We start from the raw sequence: 16,611 nt of genomic DNA, 5'->3' as shown, positions 1-16,611 counted from the left end.
CTTTTATTTAGATTCTAATATAAAAGTAAGAAAAAAATGGGATTAATTATCCTTTTTTGGGTGCTTTGTATAAAGGAACCGCAGAACAAGCCTCTCCATACATGATGCTTCTAGCGAAAGGCTGTAAATAATTGGCAGCCAATACATAAGCACGCATTGGAACTGGTTTTCTAGAACACCCTTTTATAATTACGGGTTTATTCTCATATACCGAGTAATCAATTTTAGGCAGCAATTCTTCGTAAAGTGAAGCGTCTAAATCTTCTATTGATCCGTTGATGATTTTCTTTGCATATGGCGCTAATTGAATGGCCACCAAAATCGAAGCCCAAGCCGGAATAATAGCATCTGTGCTACATCCAATCGCGACATATTGATCTTGATATTGTGACCAATCGTGATTTTTTAAATGTTCTCTAAAGTCTTTTTCTTTCAATAAAAAACCTTCCAAAAGCCATTGAGAAATATCGATTTGCGTACGAATTTCCTTTGGATAATAATCCTCCAAATCAAATACGACCAAAACACTATTCGCAACTTTATTTATTATTTCTTCCATTTTTTTTTTAGTTTACAGTCGCAGTCGCAGTCTTAGTTGTAGAACTGAAAACTGCGACTGCAAACTGAATACTTTCTAAAGCATTCCCAATTCTAATTTAGCTTCTTCGCTCATTAAATCTTTGCTCCAAGGCGGGTCAAATGTGATTTCAACTTCGGCGTCTTTTACATGCTCAATCGATTTTACTTTTTCTTCCACTTCTCGAGGTAAACTCTCTGCCACAGGACAGTTTGGAGAAGTAAGTGTCATCAAAATTTTCACTTCATAATCCGTATTTACCATTACGTCATAAATCAATCCTAATTCGTAAATATCTACAGGAATCTCCGGATCATAAATTGTTTTTAATATTTTTACGATTGATTCTCCTAATTCAGTGGTGTCTATTTCTTGTGTCATTTTTTTCTATTTATATTGTTTTACTCGTAGGTTACAGATGTTAATGTAGTTGTATCAAAAAAGCTAACTATTTTTTCAACTCCGTAATCATTATTAGAAAATATCATATCAGTAGCGACTTTAATATTGTACAACTTATTAAAATTAACTATATCAGTCATGATACCGTTAGCCGTTTGGTAACTACATGATCCCATTTCTTTCTCTGCATCAACAAAGTCGATTTTTTTTAATTCTGATTGAAATGATTTCGAATAATTAACCTTAGGATAATTCGTGTTTATTGTTTTTTTGTTATAATCAATTATAATTTTATATGCAAAAGGCGTAAAGTTATGCCCGAAATTCTCTCTAAAAGTTTTAATTAATTCTCCACTTCCTCTTTTAAAAAAAAGCGTTGTCTTGTTTGTTTTTAGATTATGAATTCCTTGTATAAGATGAGTGTTATGATATAATTGACTTTCTAATCTCTTTATTTCTTCCTTACTAAGACTTTTTATTTTAACGGACCCAATTATCTTTAAAGAATCTTGAGGACTTACTACTTTTGTAAATTTTGTTTTCGGAAATTCAACTTTGAGCAATAATGTATCGGCGTACACTTTGTTATCTACAGTGAAAAAGTTAGATTTTTGCTCATAAACGAATTTGATTTTTGAGTAGCTTTCGGGTATGCTTTTTTGCGAAGAAGCAATATTACCAACTAAAATTAATATAAAAAAAATTATTTTTTCCATTCGAATAATAACTTTAATTTTGTGAGTTGAATGCCAATGCATACATCTTAATATTTTTTATCATCGAAACCAATCCATTGGCGCGAGTAGGTGATAAATGTTCTTTAAGACCTATGTCGTCAATAAATTCCATGTCGGCTTCCAGAATATCTTTAGCACTTTGATTAGAAAAAGTACGTATCAAGATGGCAATAATGCCCTTGGTTAAAATGGCATCGCTATCAGCGGTAAAAACAACTTTATCATCATTTTGTTCACCCTGCAACCACACTTTTGATTGACAGCCTTTAATCAGATTGTTTTCGGTTTTGAACTCTTCTTTGATTAAAGGAAGTTTTTTTCCTAATTCGATGATGTATTCATAACGTTCCATCCAATCATCAAACATCGAAAACTCGTCAACTATTTCTTCTTGTATCTCTTTAATTTTCATAGTATGCTGAATTTATTTCGGTGTTATTCTTTTTTAACAAATGAATTAATTTTGGTAACGAATTTCTTAATTTCTTTTGGTGGAAAACCATGGTCAAAACTAATGGATTCGTAGGTTTTATCTTTGTAGGTGATTTTCAAATTGGCAATAGGTGCACCGTCGTATAAACGTTTTGCGGTAGGCGCTTTTAATTTAGCCAAACTATCCAATTTCACTTTCTTAAAACAAGTCACCAATTCATTCCAGTCAGCCTCGGATATTTTTTTAGCGACAGCGTTGTCAGTTCCATTTCTGTCTTTTGAAACTGTCACCATTTGATTTTTGACTGTTATTTTTTGATAAAAACCTCTGGTATTCGCAGTGTATTCAATAACAGCGGTTTCAATATCTTGAGCTTTGGCGCTATCGCAACCTTTTCCAAGAAAAATAGTCAGGAATAATAAAGAAAGTATTTTCATGTGTTGATAATATTTGGTTGATTATAGGAACATGGTATCGCCATTCTTCCTTTATTGTTTATGATTTTGAATTATGGTAATGTCATAATTTTATATTTTTAGGATAACATGAGTTGCGCTTTTTTCACTGCTGCTACCATAGCATCAATTTCTTCCTTGGTATTATAAAAAGCAAATGAAGCTCTTATCGTTCCGGGAATATTAAAGAAAGTCATAATAGGTTGCGCGCAATGATGACCCGTTCTTACGGCTATTCCTAATTTGTCAATTATCGTACCAATATCATAGGGATGAATTCCTTCAATATTAAACGAAATTACGGAAGTTTTTTCCTTGGCTGTGCCAAAAATTTTCAAACCTTCAATTTCCAATAATCGTTTGGTTCCATATTCTAGCAATTCTAATTCCTGTTGTTGAATGTTGTCAAAACCAACTTCGTTCATATAATCTACAGCTGTTCCCAGAACAATTCCGCCTGCAATGTTAGGCGTTCCAGCTTCAAATTTATGAGGTAATTCAGCATAAGTTGTTTTTTCGAAGGTTACTTCCTTAATCATTTCACCTCCGCCTTGATACGGCGTTAATTTATTCAACCACGCTTCTTTTCCGTATAAAATCCCGGTTCCCGTAGGTCCGCAAATTTTATGTCCTGAAAAAGCATAGAAATCACAATCCAATTCCCGAACATCAGGTTTTAAATGTGCAACCGCTTGCGCTCCATCAATCAAAACTGCAGCGCCAAATTTGTGCGCTTCATCAATCATGTATTTTATTGGATTGACAGTTCCAAGGGCATTTGAAATATGATTTACGGTAACAACTTTAGTTTTATCCGAAAGCAGTTTATCATATTCCGCCATGATCAATTCACCATCTTGATTCATAGGAATTACGCGTAAAATTGCACCGGTTTTCTCGCATAACATTTGCCAAGGCACAATATTGCTGTGGTGTTCCAATGCCGATACCAAAACTTCATCACCCGGTTTTAAAATAGAAGCGAATCCATTTGTAACCAAGTTAATTCCGTGCGTAGTTCCCGAAGTAAAAAGCACTTCATGTGCAAATTTAGCATTAATGTGATTTTGAATTTTACCACGAGAAGCTTCATAAGCATCGGTTGCCAATTGACTTAGCGTATGAACGCCACGATGAATATTCGCATTAATCTCCTGATAATATTTTGATATCGCGTCAATTACCACTTGTGGTTTTTGCGAAGTAGCACCGTTATCGAAATAAACCAATGGTTTTCCGTTTACTTTTTGCGAAAGTATGGGAAAATCGGCTCTAATTTTATTTATATCTAGCATAATTATTTAGAAAAGTTCTAAATACAAAAGTAATGAAAAACCACACCGTTTAGGCAACGAATCGATTAATTTTTATGCTTGTTTCTTATGCTTTCATAGAAATATTTTATTGAATTACTGATTGTTTATTTTATTAAATTGCAATAAATTAATTCCTTATCAAAATGAAAAAATTCTTCAAGCTTGTTGGTTTCGCTTCTTTTATTGGTGTTTTTTATTTAGGATTCACTACTTATCCAAAACTGGATTTAATTTCTGGCTTTTCAGCCAAAAGTATTGCTTCGGGACATTTCATCGATCATCGTTCACAATCAACAATTGAAAAAGGAGATAATGATATCAAAATGATTGATTATGCTGAAAATAGTATAAATGATGCGGGAAAATTTGCTGTGGCTTCAGTTTATGGTTTGAAAGAAAGAAAAGCAATTTACAGAGAAGGATTGGGTGCGACATTAATTACGAATGATTTTGATGTGACAAAACCGTATGAAGTTCCCAAAAGAATAAAATTAAACAATAATTTACCTTTTCCTTATGGGAATAAAGACCCTTTGGACACTGTTTTTACCAATGTCGATTATGCAAAATTGAATGTGGCTGTTGCCAATGCTTTCGATAAAAAAGGAGAACTTAGTAAAAGAAGCCGATCGGTTTTGGTCATCTACAAAGACAAAATTATTGCCGAAAAATATGATACCGGTTTCAATAAAGACAGCAAAATTCTAGGCTGGTCGATGACTAAAAGTGTTACGGCAACTCTCTTTGGAATTCTGCAGAAACAAGGAAAATATGATATTTACAAACCGGCTCCTATACCGCAATGGCAAAAGGACGACCGCAAAATAATCACCACAAATGATTTGCTTCATATGAATTCAGGACTGGAATGGGAAGAAAATTACAGTACGATTTGTGACGCTACCAACATGCTTTTCCAAGCGAAAGATATGACCCGAATACAATTGGAGAAACCAACAGCTTTTAAACCCAACGCGCATTGGAATTATTCTTCGGGAACGACTAATTTGTTATCAGGGATTTTGAGAAAGCAATTTAAAACACACCAGGAATATCTTGATTTTTGGTACTCGGCTTTGATTGATAAAATTGGAATGAACTCTATGGTAGTTGAAACGGATATGGCAGGGAATTTTGTGGGCTCGTCGTATGGTTGGGCTACAACGCGCGACTGGTCAAAACTTGGTTTGTTGTATTTGCACAAAGGAAATTGGAATGGAACAACACTTTTTGACGAAAGTTGGGCAAAATATGTGGCAACACCTACGGCCGGTTCCAATGGAAAATATGGAGCCCATTTTTGGCTGAATGCCGGCGGTAGATTTCCAGATGTTCCCAGAGATATGTATTTCTGTAGTGGTTATCAAGGTCAAATGGTGGCTATTATTCCATCGCTGGATTTGGTGATTGTACGAATGGGTTTAGTGGAAGACCCAAAATTTGATTTTAATGGAATGTTGAGTGGGATAATCGCTTCCATAAAGCACACTAAGTAAAATTACAAAGGGCGCAAAGCTATATAAACTTTGCGCCCTTTGCGTATAACTTTGTGACCTTTGCGGTTAAAAACTACAAATCAAATCCCATTTTTACTCCTAATTTCGTAGCGATAATTTTGGTGATTCGTTGTTTTAATTCTGGTATTTTGATGTTTTCAATAACCGCATTGGTGAACGCATACATCAACAAAGCTTTGGCTTCTTTTTGTGGAATTCCACGTTGTTGCATGTAGAACATGGCGGTTTCATCGAGTTGTCCAACGGTACAACCGTGAGAACATTTGACATCATCTGCAAAAATTTCCAATTGTGGTTTGGCATTTATGGTCGCTTTGTCGCTCAATAAAATGTTATTGCTTTTTTGGAACGCATTTGTTTTCTGTGCCTCTTTCTCCACATACACTTTTCCGTTGAAAACTCCTGTAGAACGATCCGAATAAATTCCTTTATAATCCTGGAAACTTTCGCAATTTGGAGTCGAATGTTTTACCAAAGTATAATGATCTACGTGTTGTTTTTCGCCTATAATGGTGATTCCATTTAAGGTGCTTGTCAATCTTTCACCAAAGTGATAGAAATTCAAGTTGTTTCTGGTCAAGTTTCCTCCAAAAGAAAAAGTATGAACCGAAACGTGACTTTCCTGTTTCTGAGAAACGTAGGTGTTATCAATTAAATTCGCTTCAAGTGTATCATTTTGTATTTTGTAATAATCAACTATCGCCCGTTTTTGAGCAAAAATCTCGGTAACGGAATTCGTTAACACCGGATTTTCATTCAAACTTTGATGACGTTCGATAATTTGAACATGAGAATTCTCGCCAACAATTACCAAGTTTCTTGGTTGCACCATAAGCGCTGCTTCACTTCCTGTTGAGAAATACATAATCTCGATAGGCTTGTCAGCAACTTTGCTTTTCGGGATGTTGATATATGCTCCTTCATTGGCGAAAGCCGTATTCAACGAAGTCAAACTCTCGTCTTTGTTTGCAATTTGGTTAAAATAAGTATCAATTACCATTTTGTATTTTGGTTTGTTCAATGCCGAAGACATTAGGCAAACGTCAATCCCATCGTGAGTTGTTGACGATAAATGCGAATTGAAAACACCGTCGACAAACACTACTTTATAAGTATCTACTTCGTGTAAAAAATATTTTTTTACTTGGTTAAATTCAATTGAACTTTCGTGCTTTGGAAAAACGGTAAAGTCATTTTTCAAGATGGCGTTTAGCGAAGTGTATTTCCAAGCTTCATCTTTTTTGGTTGGGAACCCTTTATCTTCAAAGTTTTTTATAGCCGAAGTTCTCACATCATGAAGTTCTGAAAGAACATCGATGCGCTCTTCAAAAGCCATAAAAGACGATAATAATTTTTCTTTTAAATCCATTTTCTTTATTGTTTAAAGTTTAAGGTTTAAATGTTTAAAGTTATCTGATGGCAACTTTAAACTTTAAACTTCAAACAAAATTTTAAGCTTCTTGTTCTTGTTTAATCCAGTCGTACCCTTTTTCTTCTAATTCTAATGCTAGACTTGCATCGCCGGATTTTACAATTTTTCCGTTGTACAATACGTGAACAAAATCAGGAACGATATAATCCAATAATCTTTGGTAGTGTGTGATTAGGATAATAGCATTTTTATCACTTTTCAGTTTGTTCACTCCATTGGCAACAATTCTAAGTGCGTCAATATCTAGTCCAGAATCAGTTTCATCAAGAATAGCCAATTTTGGTTCTAACATCGCCATTTGGAAAATCTCGTTACGTTTTTTCTCCCCACCAGAAAAACCTTCGTTAAGAGAACGGGACAAAAATTTTCTGTCAATTTCTAATAATTCTGATTTTTCACGAATCACTTTCAGCATTTGATTCGCAGGCATTTCCTCTAAACCTTGTGCTTTACGAGTTTCGTTTATTGCTGTTCTCATAAAGTTAGTCACAGAAACTCCTGGGATTTCCACTGGATATTGAAACGATAAGAATACGCCCTTATGTGCTCTCTCTTCGGGAGCCAATTCAGAAATATCTTCGCCTTCTAAAAGGATTTCCCCTTCGGTTACTTCGTAATTCTCATTTCCTGCAATGATTGCTGAGAGCGTACTTTTTCCGGCACCGTTTGGTCCCATAATCGCATGAATTTCTCCCGCTTTTACTTCAAGGTTAATTCCTTTTAATATTTCTTTGTCTCCAATGGAGGCGTGTAAATTTTTTATACTTAACATGTTTTCTTTAATTTTAAAAGGATTTAAATTCTCTTTTATTCTAAAATACTATTTATATGTTCGTGGTCTTTTATTGTTTGATAGGATAAATGCTTTTCTCCTAAATATTTCATTCCTAAATATTCTGCGGATAATCGGAAGGGCAATTGAAAATCATAATCTAATGTATCATCATCAGAATTTGAAATCACAAACATATTTTTACCTCTTAATTTTCGACCTAATTCTTTTTCGATTCTAATTAAATCAGAAAAGCGATCAAAAAATACTTTCATTATCCCACTCATGCTATACCAGTAAACGGGTGTTGCGAAAACCAGTGTGTCATATTTTTCAATAATTGAAGCTATTAAAGGCAAAAAATCATCGGCTCTATTATGACTTTCATAATCATAATAGGAAATCGAATAATCTCTTAAATCAATAATATCAGCATTTATCTGTGTGGAAATTTTATCAACTATTTTTGAAGTATTTCCATTGCTTCTGGAAGAACCGACAATAATAACTTTCTTGTTTCCCATATTCAAATTATCCAACGCTTCCCTCAAGAGAAATTTCTAATAATTTTTGAGCTTCTACAGCAAATTCCATTGGCAATTTATTCAATACATCTTTACTGAAACCGTTTACGATTAAAGCAATGGCTTTTTCAGTAGGAATTCCACGTTGGTTGCAATAGAAAACTTGGTCTTCGCCAATTTTACTTGTTGTAGCCTCATGTTCTATTTTGGCTGATGGATTTTTACTTTCGATATAAGGAAAAGTATGCGCGCCACAATTATTTCCCATAAGTAACGAGTCACATTGAGAAAAGTTTCTGGCGTTATCTGCATTTGGTGAAATTCTTACTAAACCACGGTAACTGTTTTGTGATTTTCCAGCAGAAATTCCTTTAGAAATAATAGTCGATTTAGTGTTTTTACCTAAATGGATCATTTTTGTTCCCGTATCGGCTTGTTGGAAATTATTAGTAACAGCAATCGAATAAAATTCGCCTGTTGAATTGTCTCCTTTTAATATTACGGAAGGATATTTCCAAGTAATGGCAGAACCGGTCTCTACTTGTGTCCAAGAAATTTTTGCGTTTTTCTCGCAGATTCCTCTTTTAGTCACAAAATTGAAAACGCCACCCTTACCTTCTTTGTTTCCAGGATACCAGTTTTGAACAGTAGAATATTTGATTTCGGCATCGTCCAAAGCGATTAGTTCCACTACAGCAGCGTGCAACTGATTTTCATCACGACTTGGAGCGGTACAACCTTCAAGGTAACTTACATAACTCCCTTCGTCAGCAATTAATAATGTTCTTTCGAATTGTCCTGTTCCGGCTTGATTTATTCTAAAATAAGTCGAAAGTTCCATTGGGCAACGAACTCCTTTTGGGATATAACAGAAAGATCCATCGGAGAAAACAGCCGAATTTAATGCGGCATAGAAATTATCTTTTTGCGGCACGACCGTTCCTAAATATTTACGAACTAATTCTGGATGTTCTTTGATGGCTTCAGAAATACTCATAAAAATAATTCCTTTTTCGCCCAATGTTTTCTTGAATGTTGTTGCTACTGAAACCGAATCGACTACAATATCCATAGCCACATTATTCATCATTTTTTGCTCATCGACAGAGATGCCTAACTTTTTGTACATTTCTAAAAGTTCGGGATCTACATCGTCTAATGTTTTATTTGGATCTACCGCTTTTGGCGCCGAATAATAAGAAATGGCCTGAAAATCAGGTTTGGTATAATGCACATTTGCCCACTCTGGCTCGGTCATTTGCTCCCAAGCACGAAAAGCCTCCAGACGCCAATCGGTCATCCATTGAGGTTCTCCTTTTTTTTGTGAAATAGCGCGAACGATATCTTCATTTAAACCAATAGGAAACGTTTCCGATTCTAATTCAGTGTAAAATCCGTATTCGTATTCTTTAGTTTCGAGTTCGATTTTTAAATCGTCTTCTGTATATTTACTCATTTTTTTTCTTTTTTAAAACCATTAAGAAATTAAGATTTATAAAGGCTTAATTGGCTTAATTTCTTAATGGTTTAAATCTTTTGTTATTCGTTTATAGCGAAAACGATTCTCCACAACCACAAGTTCTGTTGGCATTTGGATTATTAAAAATAAACCCTTTTCCGTTTATTCCTCCTGAGAATTCTAATATGGTCCCGGCTAAATAAAGGAAAGATTTTTTTTCAACAGCAATCGTTATATCGTTATCAACGAAGATTTTATCATCTTCGCTCTTTGTTTTATCAAATTTTAAATCATAAGACAATCCAGAACATCCGCCGCTTTTCACGCCAACTCTAACGTAGTCGACCGCAGCATCAAAACCATCATCTTTCATAAGGTCGATGATTTTCTTTTTTGCAGTATCAGAAACTTTTATCATATCGTTATTTTGATTTTGTCTAAATTAACCGCAAAGATACTATATAAAAACCTTTTTCCATAATTGAAAACATTTTTATAACCAATGCCAAAATAGAAAAAAGCTATTTGAAACCACTAAAAGCATTTGAATTCCTTAACTTTGGAACCTGTCAAAAAACATAAAAGAACATGAAACTATATCCTATAGAAACCGGAAATTTTAAACTCGATGGTGGCGCTATGTTTGGCGTTGTACCAAAAACCATTTGGAATAAAACCAATCCTGCAGATGAAAACAATTTAATTGACATTGCTGCCCGATGTCTATTAATTGAAGATGGAAACCAATTAATTTTAATTGATACCGGAATGGGTAACAAGCAATCCGAGAAATTTTTTGGGTATTACTCACTTTGGGGAAGCCATTCGATGGATAAATCTTTGGCGAAACACGGCTTTCATCGGGATGATATTACCGATGTTTTTATGACGCACTTACATTTTGACCATTGTGGCGGAAGTGTGCAATGGAACGCCGACAAAACAGGATACGAACCGGCTTTTAAAAATGCTAAATTCTGGTCTAATGAAAATCACTGGGAATGGGCTACAAAACCAAATCCGAGAGAGAAAGCGTCATTCTTGTCTGAAAATATTTTGCCGATGCAGGAAAGCGGGCAACTAAATTTTATCCAAAGACCCGAGGGCGATTTCCTTGAAAAATCAGAGTTGGGATTTGGTATTTTCTTTGCCGATGGTCATACCGAAAAACAAATGATTCCACACATTCAATATAAGGATAAAACGATTGTTTTCTGCGCTGATTTATTGGCAACAGCCGGACACGTTCCTATTGCTTATGTGATGGGCTATGATACCAGACCTTTGTTGACCATGCCAGAAAAAGCAAAATTTCTAAATGCCGCTGCCGAAAATAATTACTATTTATTCTTGGAACACGATGCGCATAACGAAATCATTACCGTTGAAAAAACGGAAAAAGGGGTTAGATTGAAGGAAGTTTTCAGTTGTGAACAAATCCTAAAATAATATCAGTCATAAAAATTTTTGTAACAAAACAGTTTTTTTTAGACAAACACTTAAAATTTAATATAATATTCATGAATAGCATTAAACCAATTTATTTATCTGCATTTGCCCTATTAGTTTTGGCAGGATGTGGCGCTTCAAAACAAGTTTCTAATTCTATGGCAAATACTAATGCCATAAGTGCCCCATTAAACATTAAAAAAAAGGCACCAATAACTGAAAACGATCTAAAACGTTGGAGTCATTTAGATATCGTAAAAGATACGATTCCAGGAATGAGCGTTGATCGTGCGTATGCCGAATTATTGAAAAATAAAAAAGGAGTAAAAGTTATCGTGGGGATTGTAGATTCGGGAGTTGATATCGAACATCAAGATTTGAAATCGGTGGTTTGGACCAATAAAAAGGAAATTGCCGGAAACGGAATTGATGACGATAAAAACGGATATATCGATGATATTCACGGTTGGAATTTTCTTGGAGATATTACCAAAGAAAATTTGGAATACGAGAGAATTTTAAAGAATAAAAACTTAGTTGATGCCGTAACTTATCAAGCTGCAAAAGCATTAAATGATAAAAAAGTTGCCGATGCAGCTTCAGGGAAAACACGCTCTGAGCAAATGTTAGCAGCTCTAAAAGATGGTGATGCTACTTTGGCAAAGCATTTTGGAAAACCAGTTTACACCATGGAAGAAGTTAAAGCAATTGTTTCACAAGAACCATTAATGCAAAAAAGCAAGGCTTCAATGGAACAAATGCTTTCTTATGGCATGCCCGTAGCGGATTTGAAAATTGCTGTTCAAAAACAATTGGATGGTTTTGATGCGACTTTAAAAGGGGACAACCTAAAAACCGATTACAGAAAAATTGTAGGCGATAACCCGGAAGATATTACGGATACAAAATACGGAAACAATAACGTAATGGGCCCGGATAAAAATGGAATTCTTCACGGAACCCATGTTGCTGGAATTGTTGCTCAAACTAGAAATAACGCTTTAGGTGGGGACGGAATAGCAAATAATGTTGAAATTCTAACGGTTCGCGCTGTGCCAGATGGTGATGAATACGACAAAGATATTGCTCTTGGAATTCGTTATGCAGTTGATAATGGTGCTAAAGTAATTAACGGAAGTTTTGGGAAAAGCTTTTCACCACACAAACAATGGGTTTACGACGCTATCAAATATGCAGAGAAAAAGGATGTGTTGATTGTCCATGCAGCTGGAAATGATGCGAAAAACATCGATACAGAGAATAATTTCCCAAATGATTCTGATGATAAAGTAACTGAATTTGCTGATAATGTAATCACAATTGGAGCATTGAATTTTGAATACGGAAACAAAGTAGTGGCGCGTTTTTCTAATTATGGAAAAATCAATGTTGACACTTTTGGACCGGGAGTAAAAATTTATGCTACGACACCAAATGATATGTATAAATATTTGCAGGGAACGTCAATGGCTTCACCAAATGTTGCCGGAGTTGCAGCATTAATTCGTTCTTATTATCCAAAATTATCTGCAAAACAGGTAAAACATATTTTAATGGACTCAGGAGTAGCGATTACAGCAGATGTTATTGTTGGAGGAAAACCAAATGACACTCGATCTTTTACTACCTTGTCTCAATCTGGAAAAATAGTAAATGCTTACAATGCGATATTGATGGCAGAAAAAATGTCTAAATAATAAATAGTTTAAATTATTTATAAATGGAAGGGCAAATTGTCCTTCCATTTTTATTTTGATCCATACAACTTTTCCTCAGATTTATTCCCTTATACACTTGTCCGCAAATCATAATAGAGTGTTAATCTATTTAATTTTTGTAACAAAAAAACATAATTTAGGCGCGCATTTAATTTTAAAAAAATCATAAATGAATCATATTAAACCTATCTACTTTTCGGCTTTTGCGCTTTTAGCATTAGTTAGTTGTAGTGCACAAAAGAAAGTTTCTCATACTGCCGCACCAATCACAGTAACTGCTCCTCAAATAATTAAGAAAATTGCTCCCATAAGTGAAAACGATTTGAAACGTTGGAGTCATTTAGATTTGGTAAAAGATACTATTCCAGGAATGAGCGTTGACAAAGCATATGCTGAATTATTGAAAGGTAAAAAAGGCGCAAAAGTCATTGTAGGAATTGTTGATTCAGGTGTCGATATTGACCATGAAGATCTTAAAGCGGTAATTTGGACCAATGCAAAAGAAATTTCTGGCAACGGAATTGATGATGACAAAAATGGGTTTATCGATGATATTCACGGGTGGAATTTCCTTGGCGATTCCGGATTTGAGAATTTAGAAATGACCAGAATGCTGAAAAAAGCAGACGATGGTTCTGTTGCTTATAAAGCAGCTAAAGCGGATTACGAAGATAAATACAATAAAGCATTAGAAGGAAAACAACAAGTGGACTTTCTAATGAGCACAAATAAATCTATTCAGACTTATTTGAAAAAGGACAATTACACGTTAGACGAATTGAAAGCAATTGTCACTTCTGACGATAAATTGAATAGAAGTAAAACAATTATGACTAGTGTTATTGCACAAGGAGGTCCAAATTTCAACGCAGACATCGAAGAATACAGAAAATATATCTATGACCAATTGAATTACAATTTGAACAAAGAATTCAATGGCAGAAAAGTGGTTGGCGATAATCCGGATGACATCAAAGACACTAAATACGGAAACAACATTGTGTACGGACCGGATAAAGAAGAAGCAATGCATGGAACGCACGTTGCCGGAATCATAGCCCAAGTTAGAAATAACAATATTGGTGGAGACGGAATTGCAAATAATGTGGAAATTATGTCCGTAAGAGCCGTTCCTAATGGTGATGAGTATGATAAAGATATTGCTTTGGCAATAAGATATGCCGTAGATAATGGAGCAAAAGTAATCAATGGAAGTTTTGGAAAAAGTTACTCGCCACACAAGCAATGGGTTTTTGATGCAATAAAATATGCGGAAAAGAAAGACGTTTTGTTTGTACATGCGTCAGGAAACGATGGAAATGATATTGATGTAGCGAAAAACATCAATTTTCCAAATGATTCAGAAGACAATAAAATAGAATTTGCGAGTAATGTCCTTACTGTTGGGGCATTGAATGATGTTTACGGACAAAAGGTGGTTGCGCCATTTTCTAATTATGGAACTATCAATGTAGATGTATATGCTCCAGGAATGGAAATTTATGCTTCGGTTCCAAATAATAAATACAAATACGAACAAGGAACTTCTATGGCTTCGCCAAATGCAGCCGGAGTTGCAGCATTAGTTCGTTCCTATTATCCAAAATTATCTGCAAAGCAAGTGAAACAAATCCTAATGGATTCTGGAACACCACTTCCAGCGTCAGTAGAATTAGGGGAAAATAATGAAAAAAAATCGGCAACTGATACTTCAAAATCAGGAAAAATGATCAACGCCTACAATGCTTTGATTCTTGCAGAAACATTATCTAAAAGCATTTAAAATAAATTAATTTACTAATCCAATGGAAGGGCACAATGTTCTTCCATTTTTTATTACAAAAATGATGAGAAAACTCTTTTTACTATCTTTTATCACACTTAATTTTTGTGCTGCATCGGCCCAAAGCACCGGTTATTGGCAACAACAAGTCGATTACAAAATGGATGTGAACATGAATGTTAAGAACTACCAATACAAAGGAAAACAGGAATTGGTTTACACCAATAATTCTGCTGATACTTTGAAAAAAGTGTTTTATCATTTGTTTCCAAATGCATTCCAACCCGGAAGTGAAATGGACGCCAGAATTCAGAAGATTATAGATCCAGACGCGAGAATGGTCAACAAAATGAAAGTGGATGGTAAAGATGTAAAAGAAAGCCGAATCAAGACTTTGAAACCAAATGAAATTGGCTATTTGCGAATTTCAAATTTCAAGCAAGATGGTGTTGATGCAACTGCCAAAGAGGTGGGGACTATTCTTGAAGTTACTTTGGCTAAGCCAATATTACCCAATTCAAAAAGCACTTTCACATTGAATTTTGACGGTCAGGTTCCAGTACAAATTCGTCGTTCAGGAAGAAATAATGTGGAAGGAGTGGAATTATCAATGTCACAATGGTATCCTAAAATGGCCGAATTTGACTTCGAAGGTTGGCATGCAGATCCTTATATCGCCAGAGAATTTCACGGTGTTTGGGGGAATTTTGATGTGAATATTACCATTGATAAAGGGTACACACTTGGAGGTTCAGGCTATTTGCAAAACCAAAATGAAATAGGACACGGTTACCAAGATGCAGGTGTTACCGTGACTACGCCAAAGAAAATGAAAACATTGACTTGGCATTTTATAGCGCCTATGGTACATGATTTCGCTTGGGCTGCCGATAAAAATTATATGCACGATGTGGTAAAAGGACCAAATAATGTTGATTTGCATTTCTTGTATAAAAACAATCCAAAGACAGTAGAAAATTGGAAAAAGCTAGAACCTTTAATGGTTAATGTGATGGATTTTTACAATCAGAAAATTGGAAATTACCCTTATAAACAATACTCTTTTATACAAGGTGGTGATGGCGGAATGGAATATGCCATGTGTACTTTGATGTTAGGAAACGGAACTTTAGAAGGAATTTTAGGTACTGCTACGCATGAGTTGGGACATTCTTGGTTTCAACACATCTTGGCTTCAAATGAGTCAAAACATCCTTGGATGGATGAAGGGTTTACAACTTACGTTGAAGATTGGGCGCTTAATGAATTAGGCACTAAAAAAGTGGAAAACCCTTTCCAAGGGAATTATAACGCGTACTATAAATTGGTTGAATCAGGCAAGGAACAACCGCAAACCACTCATGGAGATCGTTATGATGAAAATAGGCCGTACAGTATTTCTTCATACGTAAAAGGAAGTCTCTTTTTGTCGCAATTAAATTACGTGATTGGAAAGGATAAATTAGAGGAAACCATCAAAAGATATTTTCATGATTTCAAGTTCAAGCACCCGACTCCAAATGATATCAAAAGAACTGCTGAAAGAGTTTCTGGCGCAAATTTAGATTGGTATTTGGTGGATTGGGCTGAAACTACTAATACAATTGATTACGGAATTAAAGACGTAAAAGAAAATAAAGACCAAACGCTAGTTACTTTGGAAAGAATTGGTAGAATGCCAATGCCAATTGATTTGACGGTGGAATATACAGATGGGAGTACAGAAAGTTTTTACATCCCGTTGCGCATGATGAGTTTTGAAAAAGAGAATCCAAATCCAGCTATAAAAAGAACAGTTTTAAAAGATTGGACATGGGCTCATCCTACGTATGAGTTTGCTATTTCAAAGCCTAGAACTTCAATAAAGAAAATCGCCATAGATTCAAGTGGTTTAATGGCAGATGTCAAATCAGCTAATAATACATACGAGATTAAGTAATATTTCATTAAAATCAAAAATTTCTGTTTCTAAAAATTTAATTTCACATCCCAGATTTTAAACAAAAAACCCCCGAAAACCAAAGATTTCGGGGGTTT

The 16,611-nt window shown here is 34.9% G+C and carries 16 protein-coding genes; 5 read left to right on the top strand and 11 right to left on the bottom strand.

What is annotated here, in order from left to right; translation table 11 throughout:
* Positions 1-46: 46 nt before the first annotated feature.
* From IWX84_RS08965 to IWX84_RS08940, 6 genes are all read right to left on the bottom strand, one after another.
* Entirely contained in the window at positions 47-559 is a 513-nt protein-coding gene (locus IWX84_RS08965; protein ID WP_196850401.1) for a DUF2480 family protein, read from the bottom strand.
* Positions 560-634: 75 nt separating this feature from the next.
* Positions 635-958 carry an SUF system Fe-S cluster assembly protein gene (locus IWX84_RS08960; protein WP_126455787.1) on the bottom strand — a complete coding sequence of 108 codons (324 nt, stop codon included), beginning with the start codon at positions 956-958 and terminating at the stop codon, positions 635-637.
* Between the two features lie 20 nt (positions 959-978).
* Complete coding sequence (locus IWX84_RS08955) at positions 979-1,695, bottom strand: hypothetical protein (RefSeq protein ID WP_196850400.1); 717 nt, start codon at positions 1,693-1,695, stop codon at positions 979-981.
* A 13-nt stretch (positions 1,696-1,708) separates the two neighbouring features.
* Entirely contained in the window at positions 1,709-2,128 is a 420-nt protein-coding gene (locus tag IWX84_RS08950; RefSeq protein WP_196850399.1) for a SufE family protein, read from the bottom strand.
* Positions 2,129-2,151: 23 nt separating this feature from the next.
* Entirely contained in the window at positions 2,152-2,586 is a 435-nt protein-coding gene (locus IWX84_RS08945) for a hypothetical protein (protein WP_196850398.1), read from the bottom strand.
* Between the two features lie 98 nt (positions 2,587-2,684).
* Positions 2,685-3,899: an aminotransferase class V-fold PLP-dependent enzyme gene (locus IWX84_RS08940; protein ID WP_196850397.1), complete on the bottom strand. Its 1,215-nt coding sequence runs from the start codon at positions 3,897-3,899 to the stop codon at positions 2,685-2,687.
* Between the two features lie 164 nt (positions 3,900-4,063).
* Between IWX84_RS08940 and IWX84_RS08935 the strand changes: the two genes are divergently transcribed.
* On the top strand, positions 4,064-5,416 hold the full coding sequence (locus tag IWX84_RS08935; protein ID WP_196850396.1) for a serine hydrolase domain-containing protein: 1,353 nt from the start codon (positions 4,064-4,066) through the stop codon (positions 5,414-5,416).
* 73 nt (positions 5,417-5,489) lie between these two features.
* On the opposite strand, the gene sufD is transcribed toward IWX84_RS08935, so the two are convergent.
* The 5 genes from sufD to IWX84_RS08910 all read right to left on the bottom strand — a co-directional run bounded on the left by sufD (position 5,490) and on the right by IWX84_RS08910 (position 10,042).
* Complete coding sequence (sufD, locus tag IWX84_RS08930) at positions 5,490-6,806, bottom strand: Fe-S cluster assembly protein SufD (protein WP_196850395.1); 1,317 nt, start codon at positions 6,804-6,806, stop codon at positions 5,490-5,492.
* A gap of 82 nt (positions 6,807-6,888) precedes the next feature.
* Positions 6,889-7,641: a Fe-S cluster assembly ATPase SufC gene (gene sufC / locus IWX84_RS08925; RefSeq protein WP_196850394.1), complete on the bottom strand. Its 753-nt coding sequence runs from the start codon at positions 7,639-7,641 to the stop codon at positions 6,889-6,891.
* Positions 7,642-7,676: 35 nt separating this feature from the next.
* Complete coding sequence (locus IWX84_RS08920) at positions 7,677-8,165, bottom strand: flavodoxin family protein (protein ID WP_196850393.1); 489 nt, start codon at positions 8,163-8,165, stop codon at positions 7,677-7,679.
* 7 nt (positions 8,166-8,172) lie between these two features.
* The gene (gene sufB / locus IWX84_RS08915) at positions 8,173-9,621 is read right to left on the bottom strand and encodes a Fe-S cluster assembly protein SufB (protein WP_196850392.1); all 1,449 of its coding nucleotides are present in this window, start codon (positions 9,619-9,621) and stop codon (positions 8,173-8,175) included.
* Positions 9,622-9,712: 91 nt separating this feature from the next.
* Positions 9,713-10,042: a HesB/IscA family protein gene (locus IWX84_RS08910; RefSeq protein ID WP_196850391.1), complete on the bottom strand. Its 330-nt coding sequence runs from the start codon at positions 10,040-10,042 to the stop codon at positions 9,713-9,715.
* A 170-nt stretch (positions 10,043-10,212) separates the two neighbouring features.
* On the opposite strand from IWX84_RS08910, the gene IWX84_RS08905 reads away from it, so the two are divergent.
* The 4 genes from IWX84_RS08905 (at position 10,213) to IWX84_RS08890 (ending at position 16,513) form a co-directional block, all read left to right on the top strand.
* Positions 10,213-11,073: an MBL fold metallo-hydrolase gene (locus IWX84_RS08905; RefSeq protein WP_196850390.1), complete on the top strand. Its 861-nt coding sequence runs from the start codon at positions 10,213-10,215 to the stop codon at positions 11,071-11,073.
* A gap of 71 nt (positions 11,074-11,144) precedes the next feature.
* A complete protein-coding gene (locus IWX84_RS08900; RefSeq protein ID WP_196850389.1) occupies positions 11,145-12,770 on the top strand; it encodes a S8 family peptidase in 1,626 nt (541 codons plus the stop codon).
* Positions 12,771-12,960: 190 nt separating this feature from the next.
* Positions 12,961-14,574 carry a S8 family peptidase gene (locus IWX84_RS08895; protein ID WP_196850388.1) on the top strand — a complete coding sequence of 538 codons (1,614 nt, stop codon included), beginning with the start codon at positions 12,961-12,963 and terminating at the stop codon, positions 14,572-14,574.
* A gap of 64 nt (positions 14,575-14,638) precedes the next feature.
* Positions 14,639-16,513, top strand: a complete 1,875-nt coding sequence (locus IWX84_RS08890; protein WP_196850435.1) for a M1 family metallopeptidase — start codon at positions 14,639-14,641, stop codon at positions 16,511-16,513.
* Positions 16,514-16,611 lie beyond the last annotated feature (98 nt).

Source organism: Flavobacterium sp. CG_9.10, from assembly GCF_015752245.1.
In the GTDB taxonomy this organism is placed as follows: domain Bacteria; phylum Bacteroidota; class Bacteroidia; order Flavobacteriales; family Flavobacteriaceae; genus Flavobacterium.
This window is presented reverse-complemented; position numbering and strand designations above follow the sequence as displayed.

Coding starts and splice junctions, on each gene's coding strand:
- IWX84_RS08965 (WP_196850401.1), bottom strand. CDS start 559: ATGGAAGAAATAATAAATAAAGTTGCGAATAGTGTTTTGGTCGTATTT.
- IWX84_RS08960 (WP_126455787.1), bottom strand. CDS start 958: ATGACACAAGAAATAGACACCACTGAATTAGGAGAATCAATCGTAAAA.
- IWX84_RS08955 (WP_196850400.1), bottom strand. CDS start 1,695: ATGGAAAAAATAATTTTTTTTATATTAATTTTAGTTGGTAATATTGCT.
- IWX84_RS08950 (WP_196850399.1), bottom strand. CDS start 2,128: ATGAAAATTAAAGAGATACAAGAAGAAATAGTTGACGAGTTTTCGATG.
- IWX84_RS08945 (WP_196850398.1), bottom strand. CDS start 2,586: ATGAAAATACTTTCTTTATTATTCCTGACTATTTTTCTTGGAAAAGGT.
- IWX84_RS08940 (WP_196850397.1), bottom strand. CDS start 3,899: ATGCTAGATATAAATAAAATTAGAGCCGATTTTCCCATACTTTCGCAA.
- IWX84_RS08935 (WP_196850396.1), top strand. CDS start 4,064: ATGAAAAAATTCTTCAAGCTTGTTGGTTTCGCTTCTTTTATTGGTGTT.
- sufD (WP_196850395.1), bottom strand. CDS start 6,806: ATGGATTTAAAAGAAAAATTATTATCGTCTTTTATGGCTTTTGAAGAG.
- sufC (WP_196850394.1), bottom strand. CDS start 7,641: ATGTTAAGTATAAAAAATTTACACGCCTCCATTGGAGACAAAGAAATA.
- IWX84_RS08920 (WP_196850393.1), bottom strand. CDS start 8,165: ATGGGAAACAAGAAAGTTATTATTGTCGGTTCTTCCAGAAGCAATGGA.
- sufB (WP_196850392.1), bottom strand. CDS start 9,621: ATGAGTAAATATACAGAAGACGATTTAAAAATCGAACTCGAAACTAAA.
- IWX84_RS08910 (WP_196850391.1), bottom strand. CDS start 10,042: ATGATAAAAGTTTCTGATACTGCAAAAAAGAAAATCATCGACCTTATG.
- IWX84_RS08905 (WP_196850390.1), top strand. CDS start 10,213: ATGAAACTATATCCTATAGAAACCGGAAATTTTAAACTCGATGGTGGC.
- IWX84_RS08900 (WP_196850389.1), top strand. CDS start 11,145: ATGAATAGCATTAAACCAATTTATTTATCTGCATTTGCCCTATTAGTT.
- IWX84_RS08895 (WP_196850388.1), top strand. CDS start 12,961: ATGAATCATATTAAACCTATCTACTTTTCGGCTTTTGCGCTTTTAGCA.
- IWX84_RS08890 (WP_196850435.1), top strand. CDS start 14,639: ATGAGAAAACTCTTTTTACTATCTTTTATCACACTTAATTTTTGTGCT.